Annotated in this window: 7 protein-coding genes; 6 read left to right on the plus strand and 1 reads right to left on the minus strand. The window is 69.7% G+C overall.

The window, feature by feature from the left end:
- Together VGD85_RS09545 and VGD85_RS09550 are read left to right on the plus strand one after the other, a co-directional pair.
- A partial coding sequence (locus VGD85_RS09545; protein WP_331063219.1) for an ATP-binding protein occupies positions 1 to 1,444 on the plus strand: 1,444 nt, incomplete at its 5' end.
- Positions 1,445 to 1,573: 129 nt separating this feature from the next.
- The gene (locus VGD85_RS09550) at positions 1,574 to 2,572 is read left to right on the plus strand and encodes a peptidoglycan DD-metalloendopeptidase family protein (protein WP_331063220.1); all 999 of its coding nucleotides are present in this window, start codon (positions 1,574 to 1,576) and stop codon (positions 2,570 to 2,572) included.
- Between the two features lie 162 nt (positions 2,573 to 2,734).
- Here VGD85_RS09550 and VGD85_RS09555 read toward each other — a convergent pair whose 3' ends face one another.
- Positions 2,735 to 3,136, minus strand: a complete 402-nt coding sequence (locus VGD85_RS09555) for a heavy metal-responsive transcriptional regulator (protein WP_331063221.1) — start codon at positions 3,134 to 3,136, stop codon at positions 2,735 to 2,737.
- Positions 3,137 to 3,190: 54 nt separating this feature from the next.
- Here VGD85_RS09555 and VGD85_RS09560 point away from each other — a divergent pair, with 54 nt between their 5' ends.
- The 4 genes from VGD85_RS09560 to VGD85_RS09575 all read left to right on the plus strand — a co-directional run bounded on the left by VGD85_RS09560 (position 3,191) and on the right by VGD85_RS09575 (position 7,784).
- Positions 3,191 to 3,505, plus strand: coding sequence for a thioredoxin family protein (locus VGD85_RS09560; protein WP_331063222.1), 315 nt, complete (start codon positions 3,191 to 3,193; stop codon positions 3,503 to 3,505).
- Positions 3,502 to 4,854 (plus strand): NAD(P)/FAD-dependent oxidoreductase, encoded by a 1,353-nt coding sequence (locus VGD85_RS09565; protein WP_331063223.1) that lies wholly within the window; start codon positions 3,502 to 3,504, stop codon positions 4,852 to 4,854. The genes VGD85_RS09560 and VGD85_RS09565 overlap by 4 nt, the downstream gene beginning before the upstream one ends.
- Before the next feature lie 603 nt (positions 4,855 to 5,457).
- A complete protein-coding gene (locus VGD85_RS09570; RefSeq protein ID WP_331063224.1) occupies positions 5,458 to 5,817 on the plus strand; it encodes a metalloregulator ArsR/SmtB family transcription factor in 360 nt (119 codons plus the stop codon).
- Positions 5,814 to 7,784 carry a heavy metal translocating P-type ATPase gene (locus tag VGD85_RS09575; RefSeq protein ID WP_331063225.1) on the plus strand — a complete coding sequence of 657 codons (1,971 nt, stop codon included), beginning with the start codon at positions 5,814 to 5,816 and terminating at the stop codon, positions 7,782 to 7,784. Before VGD85_RS09570 ends, VGD85_RS09575 begins: the two co-directional genes overlap by 4 nt.
- Positions 7,785 to 8,271: the final 487 nt, after the last annotated feature.

An 8,271-nucleotide genomic window follows, 5' to 3' on the forward strand; every position in this document is an offset into this window, starting at 1 on the left:
CGCCTCACCGCAGCCGGTCCGCAACGGACGCGAACCGCGACTGTTCCGCTACGCGCCCAGGCGCGGTCAACGGCACACGGGACGAGGGTGGGCCGCCGCGACCGCCCCCGTGGCGGCGTGGCGGATGACCTCCGACCAGGCCCCCGTCCTGTGGCCGTTCATCTCCACCCCCGGCCTGCCGCCGACCGGCGCCCAGATGGGCATCGACCAGCTCTCCGGCGGCAGCTTCTACGCCGACCCGCTCGGCTGGGTCCTGCGCGACGACGTGCCCGTCACCAACCCCAACATCTTCGCGTTCGGCAAACCCGGCCGCGGCAAGTCCGCGACCGTCAAGGCGTTCGTGCTGCGGATGATGGACTTCGGCTACCGCACCCTCATCGTGGGCGACCCCAAGGACGAGTACGAGAAGCTCTGCCACGCCCTCGAAGTGCAGCCCTTCGCCATCGGGCACGGCCTGCCCGCCCGGATCAACCCCCTCGCCTTCGGGCCCCTCGGCCCCGGCTGGGAGCACCTCGACCCCGCGGCCGCACAAGCCCGGGCCGCGGTCGTCTTCGCCCGCTGGCTCACCCTCATCCGCGGCCTCGTCGGCAGCCAACGCATCGGCGAGGCGCGGGTCCCGTTCGGGCCCTCCGACGAGGTCGTCGTCAAGACCGCCCTGGCCGACCTCACCGGCTACGCCCACGGGCAGAGCCGCCTGCGGGAGGTCACCATCCCCCAGCTGTGGCAGGCGCTCGACACGCCCACCGACGCCCTGGTCACCGACTGCCGGTACGCGAGCCGGCAGCAGTTCCTCGACGACACCCGGCTACTGCGCGACGCCCTCGGCCAGCTCGTCACCGGCGCGCTGGCCGGCCTGTTCGACGACCACACCACCATCGACGTCGACTGGCACGCCCCCATCCAGTCCCTGAGCCTGTCCCGCCTCGAGCCCCTCGGCGACGACGCCGTCGGCATCGCCCTGACCTGCCTCAACTCCTGGGGACGCGCCATGCGCGAAACCGCCGCCCCCGGCGACCTGCGCATCGTCGTCCGGGACGAGTCATGGAAGCAGCTGCGGCTCGGGCCCGACGCGGTCAAGAGCTTCGACGCCGACCTGCGCCTGTCCCGCCGCGACGGCGACATCCAGTTCGCCGTCGCCCACAAACCCTCCGACCTGCTCTCCGCCGGCGACACCGGATCCCAAGCCGTCACCATCGCCAAGGACCTGCTCCACCTGGCCGACATCAAGATCCTCCACGGCCAGGACGCCGCCGTCGCCGACGACCTCGAGACCCTCCTCGGGCTCGGACCCATCGCCCGCGACCTCGTCACCGGGTGGGCCATGAACGGCAAAGGCCGCGCCCTCTGGTGCGTAGGAGAACAGGCCTACAAAGTCCAAACGGTCCTACACCCCGCCGAGCTCGAGATCGCATTCACCAACGACGCCCTCACCGGCGCCGCCTGAGCCAGAGGCGTCCTCGTGGGCAAGCTCCTCGCCGCTGTAGCACTCGTCGTCGCTGTCGTATGCGCCCCGCTGCTCGTCGCGCTCATGGTCGCCGGTGCCGCGGGCTCAGCCGCAGGGTCCCCCTCGAGCGTGTGCGGGGGAGCCGTGCCCGCGACCGGCACGTGGCGGCCGCCCTTCGTGCAGGCCTACACCCTGTCCCCCCGCGGCATCGGCTGGCGCTACCACCCCGTCTTCAAACGCATGAACTTCCACGGCGGACAGGACATGTCCTCCCAGCCCGGACCCGGCCCCATCGTCGCCGTGGCCGCCGGCCGCGTCATCCGAGCCGGCTGGGACACCACCGGCTACGGCAACGTCGTCGACCTCCAGCACGCCGGCGGCATCCAGACCCGCTACGCCCACCTCGCCATCATCAACCCCGCCATCGTCCCCGACGCCATGATCGCCGTCGGGCAGCAGCTCGGCCTCGAGGGCTCCACCGGCGCCAGCACCGGCAACCACCTGCACTTCGAGGTCATCGCCGACGGCGAACGCGTCGACCCGATCGCGTTCATGCGCGACCACGGCGCCCCCATCGACGGCCGACCCGTCGGACCCTCCCGCGCCATGGCGCCGGGATCACGCGACGCGGTTCCGTCGGACGAATCAACCGCGCCACCGCCACCACCCGGGCAGCCAAGGCGGAACTCCCTGCACAACCCGCCCCAGCCGATCCCCGACGACATCCTCCGGCTCTACACCGAGGCCGGCCGCAAGTACGCGATCCCCTGGCAGCTGCTCGCCGGGATCGGCATGGAAGAAACCGCCCACGGCCGCATCACCGGGGTATCGTCAGCCGGCGCCAGAGGAATCATGCAGTTCATGCCCGCCACCTGGGCCACCTACGGCATCGACGGAGACGGCGACCGACGAGCCGACATCACCAATAGGGCCGACAGCATCTACTCCGCCGCCAACTACCTCGACCACACTGGAGCCCGAACCGGCGCCGACGGTGTCCGCCGGGCGCTCTACGCCTACAACCACGCCGACTGGTACGTCAACGACGTCCTCCACTACGCCCAGGCCTACGGGGCGGGTGGCCTCACGGGCACATCCGCCCGATGTCCCAGCCCCTCGCGACGGTGAATGGAGGCCCGAAGGCCGCCTGGGAGTTCCGCCAACGGGGCGCGTCGGAGCACGCCCAGATAGGGCGTGCTCCGGAAACCGCCTCTTAGCGGCCCACAAAGACGCGGATCACATGGAGTGTCGGCGCCCGGGGTAGAAGCCGATGTCGGCCCTGGGCGGCCGCTAGCGCGGCACCGAGAGGATGTGGCAGATTTCCGCGTCCGAGCAGTCGGCCGGATCGAGGCGATGGCTGCGTTCGACGAGCGCTTCGAGCTCTGCTTCCAGGGCGGCGAGGGTTGCGATCCGTGCCCGTACCGCGGCGAGCTTGCTCTCGACGAGTCCTGCCACGTGCGTGCAGGGCACGGTCCCGTCGTCACGGAGGTCGATGATGCTGCCGATCTCGGCCAGCGTGAGCCCTGCTGTCTGCGCGGCCCCGATGAAGTGCAGCTGGGTGAGCGTGGACTCGTCGTAGTTCCGGTAGCCATTGGCGCCGCGCTCGGGATCGGCCAGCAGGCCCTTGCGCTCATAGAACCGGATGGTCTGGGTCGGTAGGCCGACCGCTTCGGCAAGTTCTCCGATCAGCACTGCACCACCTTGAGGCTTGACATTGCACCACGGTACAACGTTTACGGTCGTGTCATGGACATCACGCTGTTGTACTTCGACGACTGTCCGAACTGGAAGATTGCCGATCAACGCCTTGCCACGATCACCGCAGACCACGCCGACGTCACGGTGAGGCGTCACCGCGTCGAGACCATTGAGGAAGCCGAGCGGCTGGGCTTCCATGGCTCGCCGAGCGTCCTGGTCGACGGAGTCGATGCCTTCGCCGAACCCGGCGCCGGGGTCGGCCTCTCGTGCCGGGTTTACCGCACTCCCGAGGGCTTGGCGGGGGCGCCCACGCTAGAGCAGCTTCGGGTCGCGCTCGGCGTGGCGCCGGGGGGTGAGCGGTGAGCCGCAGCTACGACCTGATCGTGATCGGGGCCGGCATGGCCGGGGTCGCTGCGGCCAACAAGTGCGCGTCGCAGGGCTGGAGCGTCGGCATCGTCGACGCGCTGCCCTACGGGGGCACCTGCGCGCTACGCGGGTGCGACCCCAAGAAGATCCTGCGCCGCGGCGCCGAGATCATCGACAGCGCACGGCTGATGCGCGGCAAAGGCATCAACGACGACGGCCTGACGATCAACTGGGCCGACCTGATGAAACACAAGCACGGCTTCACAGAACCGGTCCCAAAGCGCATGGAGGACACCCTCAGGGGCAACGGCGTCGACACCCTGCACGGGCTGGCCCGGTTCACCGGCAGCGACAGCATCGAGGTCGGGGGCACCCGCTATGACGCTTCGCACTTCCTGATCGTTACCGGAGCCCGCCCACGCGCACTGGACTTCCCGGGCCACCAGCACCTGGTCGACAGCACCGACTTCCTCGACATTCCGGTGCTCCCGCCGCGGATCTTGTTCGTCGGAGGCGGCTTCATCTCCTTCGAGTTCGCCCACATCGCGGCGCGTGCCGGCAGCGCCCCGACCATCATCGACCGCGGGCCGCGCCCCCTCAAGGCGTTCGACCCCGACCTGGTCGAGCTGCTCATCGCCCGAGGCACGGTGACGGGGATCGAGCTGCTGCGCTCCACGACCATCCTCGCGATCGAGAAGTCGGAGAGCGGCTACCAGGCCACCGTTGAACGATCTGGCCACACCGAGACCATCGAGTTCGACCTCATCGTGCACGGCGCCGGCCGGGCACCCGACCTGACCAGCTTGGGCCTGGACTCGGCTGGGGTCGATTGGGACGAGCACGGCGTACGCGTCGCGCCCCACTTGCAGAGCACCACCAACCCGGCCGTGTACGCCGCCGGCGACTCAGCCAACACGCCGGGAATGCCACTGACCCCGGTCGCCGTGATCGAGGGCAAGGTCGCCGCGTCCAACATGCTCAAGGCCACCAGGACCGTGCCCGACTACGCCGGCGTCCCGACCGCGGTGTTCACGATCCCCGAGCTCGCCAGGGTGGGGATGCTCGAACAAGAGGCCCGAGACCAAGGCGTCAACATCGAGGTCCGCCACCACGACACCAGTAGCTGGTACTCCAACTACCGCATTGGGGAGACCACCGCCGCGGCCAAGATCCTCATCGACCGGACCACCGACCGGATCGTCGGCGCGCACCTGCTCGGCCCCGCATACGCCGAGCTGATCAACGTCCTCGGCCTCGCGATGAAGCTCGACCTGACCACCCGTCAGCTCAAGGCCATGACCGCCGCGTACCCCACCGTCGGATCAGACCTCGGCTCGATGCTCTGACCCCATATGCGCCCTTTTCGCCGCTCAAGGTCACGTCCGAGACGCGGTGACCAAGCGGTTCTGGGCGCACGCCTGACCCATGAGCCACGATCACGCTTAGGCTCGTGCCGTGAAACGGACTGTTCTACAGCGGGTCCACAATCCGCGCAATCGCGAGTGCGGCTGCGACCCGGATTGCTGGTGCCGCAGGAATGTCATTGGTCGAGCCGTGAAGTGGTGGTTTCCCGCCAGGCTGGTCGGCCTGCACCACAGGAGCAACCACTCGGCGCAATGGAAGCGGGCTCAGGTTTAGGCGGACAGGCGCGAGACCCACGCCGACGATGGCCTCTACTCGCCTCGAGTCGACGACCACCGATGCGGGTCACGACACCACCGATCGTCCCCGACCGACGAGGGTCATCCCGCCGCGAGGCGGGCCAGGCCCTCGAGCAGGATCACCTACCTGTGCGTACCTAATGCCGATGACCGCGAAAGGGACTGGTGGACGGCCTCGGGCCGGTCCCTGACCATCGCGCACACCGCGAGCCATGCCCGGATTCATCATGGTCACTGGATGGCACTCGGGTGTGGCGATCTATCCGCGTGGGTCGTTATCATTGAGATATGACGATGATGCACGACGAGCGGGAGACGTTGGCCCCGGCAACCGCGCTGTTTCGCGGATTGGCCGATCCGGTGCGGCTGGCGATCCTGCGGCAGTTGGCGTCGGGGGAGGCGCGGGTGGTGGACCTGGAGCGCCGACTCGGTCTGGCCCAGTCCACGGTGTCGGCGCACCTTGGGTGCCTGCGTGAGTGCGGCCTCGTGGAGTACCGGGCTGTGGGCCGGCAGTCGTTCTACTCGCTCACCCGCCCGGAGTTGATGGACCTGCTCGCTTCGGCCGAGGCCGTGCTGGCCGCGACCGGGCAGGCGGTGGCGCTGTGCCCCACCTACGGCGTCGCGACGACCGAGAGGGAGACCCGATGAGTACGGCGTGTGGCTGCGGGGACGACGAGCCCCGCCACGACGACGGCGAGCCGGAGGAGCACGAGCCCGAGCGGCTGTGGGAGGTCAGCGAGCTGCGGTTCGCCGCGGCTGCTGGCCTCTTCCTTCTGGCCGGCTTCGTCGCGGACCGTATCGACGCCACGGGGTTCGTGGTGACCGGCCTGAACGCCATCGCGCTGGCGCTGGGCGCGTGGACGTTCGTGCCCAACACGGTCAAGCGGCTGGCCAAGGGCAAGATCGGCGTCGGAACGCTGATGACGATCGCCGCCGTGGGCGCGGTGATCCTCGGCGAGGTCGCTGAGGCCGCAGCGCTGGCGTTCCTGTACTCCATCAGCGAGGGCCTAGAGGAGTACGCCGTGGCCCGCACCCGCCACGGCCTGCGCGCGCTGCTCTCCCTCGTTCCGGCCGAGGCCACCATCCTGCGTGACGGCACCCAGGTCACCCTCGCCCCGGCCGAGCTCGGGATCGGCGACATGCTGCTGGTCCGGCCAGGCGAACGGGTCGCCACCGACGGCGTCATCCGCAGCGGTCGCACCGCGCTGGATGTCTCCGCCCTCACCGGGGAGTCCGTGCCGGTAGAGGCCGGCGTCGGGGACACCGTCTACGCCGGCTCCATCAACGGCACCGGGGCCCTCGAGGTCGAGGTGACAGCCACCGCCGAGGACAACTCACTGGCCCGCATCGTCAACATTGTCGAGGCCGAGCAGTCCCGCAAGGGCAACGCCCAGCGACTGGCCGACCGGATCGCCCAACCCTTGGTGCCCGGGATCATGATCCTCGCCGCCGCCATCGCGATAACGGGCAGCCTGCTTGGCGACCCCGCGACCTGGATCGAACGCTCCCTGGTCGTCCTGGTCGCCGCGTCGCCCTGCGCACTGGCGATCTCGGTGCCGGTCACTGTGGTCGCCGCCATCGGTGCCGCCAGCCGGATCGGCGCCCTGGTCAAGGGAGGGGCAGCCCTGGAGGCGCTCGGCCGCATCCGCGCCGTCGCGTTGGACAAGACCGGCACCTTGACTCGTAACAAGCCGGCTGTCGTCGAGGTCGCCGCCGCTCCCGGCTATACCCGGGAGGATGTCCTCGACATCGCGGCCGCCCTGGAGTCCCGCAGCGAGCACCCCTTGGCTCGAGCGATCCTCACCGCGGCCCCTGACCACCGCGACGCCGACGACGTGCACGCGGTCACCGGCGCCGGCCTCACTGGAACCATCGACGGCCGGCTCGCCCGCCTGGGCCGACCTGGCTGGATCCCGGCCGGCGAACTGGCCGAGCCAGTGGCAGGGATGCAGCAGGCGGGCGCCACCGCGGTGCTGGTCGAGTACGACGGCGTCGTGGTCGGCGCCGTGGCGGTCCGTGACGATCTGCGCAGCGAGGCCGCCGAGGTGGTCGCGCGGCTGCGTGCCGACGGCTTCCAGGTCGCGATGCTGACCGGTGACAACGACCGTACCGCGGCCGCGCTGGCCGCCCAGGCGGGCATCACCGACGTCTACTCTGAGCTGCGCCCTGAGGACAAGTCGGCCATCATCCACCGGCTCCGCGAAACCACGCCGACCGCGATGGTCGGCGACGGCGTCAACGACGCCCCCGCCCTGGCCACCGCCGACGTCGGAATCGCGATGGGCGCCATGGGCAGCGACGTGGCCATCGAGACGGCCGACGTCGCCCTCATGGGCGAGGACCTGCGTCACCTGCCGCACACCCTGGCCCACGCCCGGCGCGCCAGGTCGATCATGCTGCAGAACGTCGGCCTGTCCCTCGCCCTGATCACGATCCTGATCCCGCTTGCCGCGTTCGGAGTGCTCGGACTCGCCGCCGTGGTCCTGGTCCACGAGGTCGCCGAGATCTTCGTGATCGGCAACGGGGTGCGCGCCGGCCGAGTCCGACCACTCCCGCCCGCGCCTACCACCCAGCCAACGGCAGCCTCGGCGGCGGCGGAAGCCAAGGCCAAGTGACTGACAGCCGTATGGGCGCCGATGAGTTTGGCACCCAATGGGCGGGATCATCGGGCTGGGCTGAGCGGGCACCGCAATGCGCCGGCACGGCGTGCGGCCACGACATCAGCACTGGCCCGACCGCTGTAACGCGCAACGTCCTCAGATGCCGCTCGGAGGACGGGACGTCCGACAATGCCGCGCTCAGTGCTCTTTGCTCACCAACCTGGAGTGAGCTCGTCGATTCGAGATGAGGTGGAGAGTCGCTTGCTGGCTGGCAGCGCCGCCCGGCGGCCTGCTGTAAGCGACCGGAAGGCACAATCGCCGATACACCCAACGTCGGCGGCGGGCACCCAACCGTCTGAGGCCAGTCAACTGGGCCAAGCAGTCGTCATAACCGTGCTCTGGGAAGACGCCGGCGACCGCCACCCCAACGCAATCTCAGACTGGCTCAATGGCCACCTCACCTTGAAAGTCCACGATCACAAGCTGGCAGCCGGATCCGGCC

This window comes from Nocardioides sp. (genome assembly GCF_036401255.1).
Lineage (GTDB): Bacteria > Actinomycetota > Actinomycetes > Propionibacteriales > Nocardioidaceae > Nocardioides.

Excerpts from the sequence above, each read along its gene's own strand:
- VGD85_RS09560 (WP_331063222.1), top strand. The coding sequence starts at position 3,191 with ATGGACATCACGCTGTTGTACTTCGACGACTGTCCGAACTGGAAGATT.
- VGD85_RS09570 (WP_331063224.1), top strand. The coding sequence starts at position 5,458 with ATGACGATGATGCACGACGAGCGGGAGACGTTGGCCCCGGCAACCGCG.
- VGD85_RS09575 (WP_331063225.1), top strand. The coding sequence starts at position 5,814 with ATGAGTACGGCGTGTGGCTGCGGGGACGACGAGCCCCGCCACGACGAC.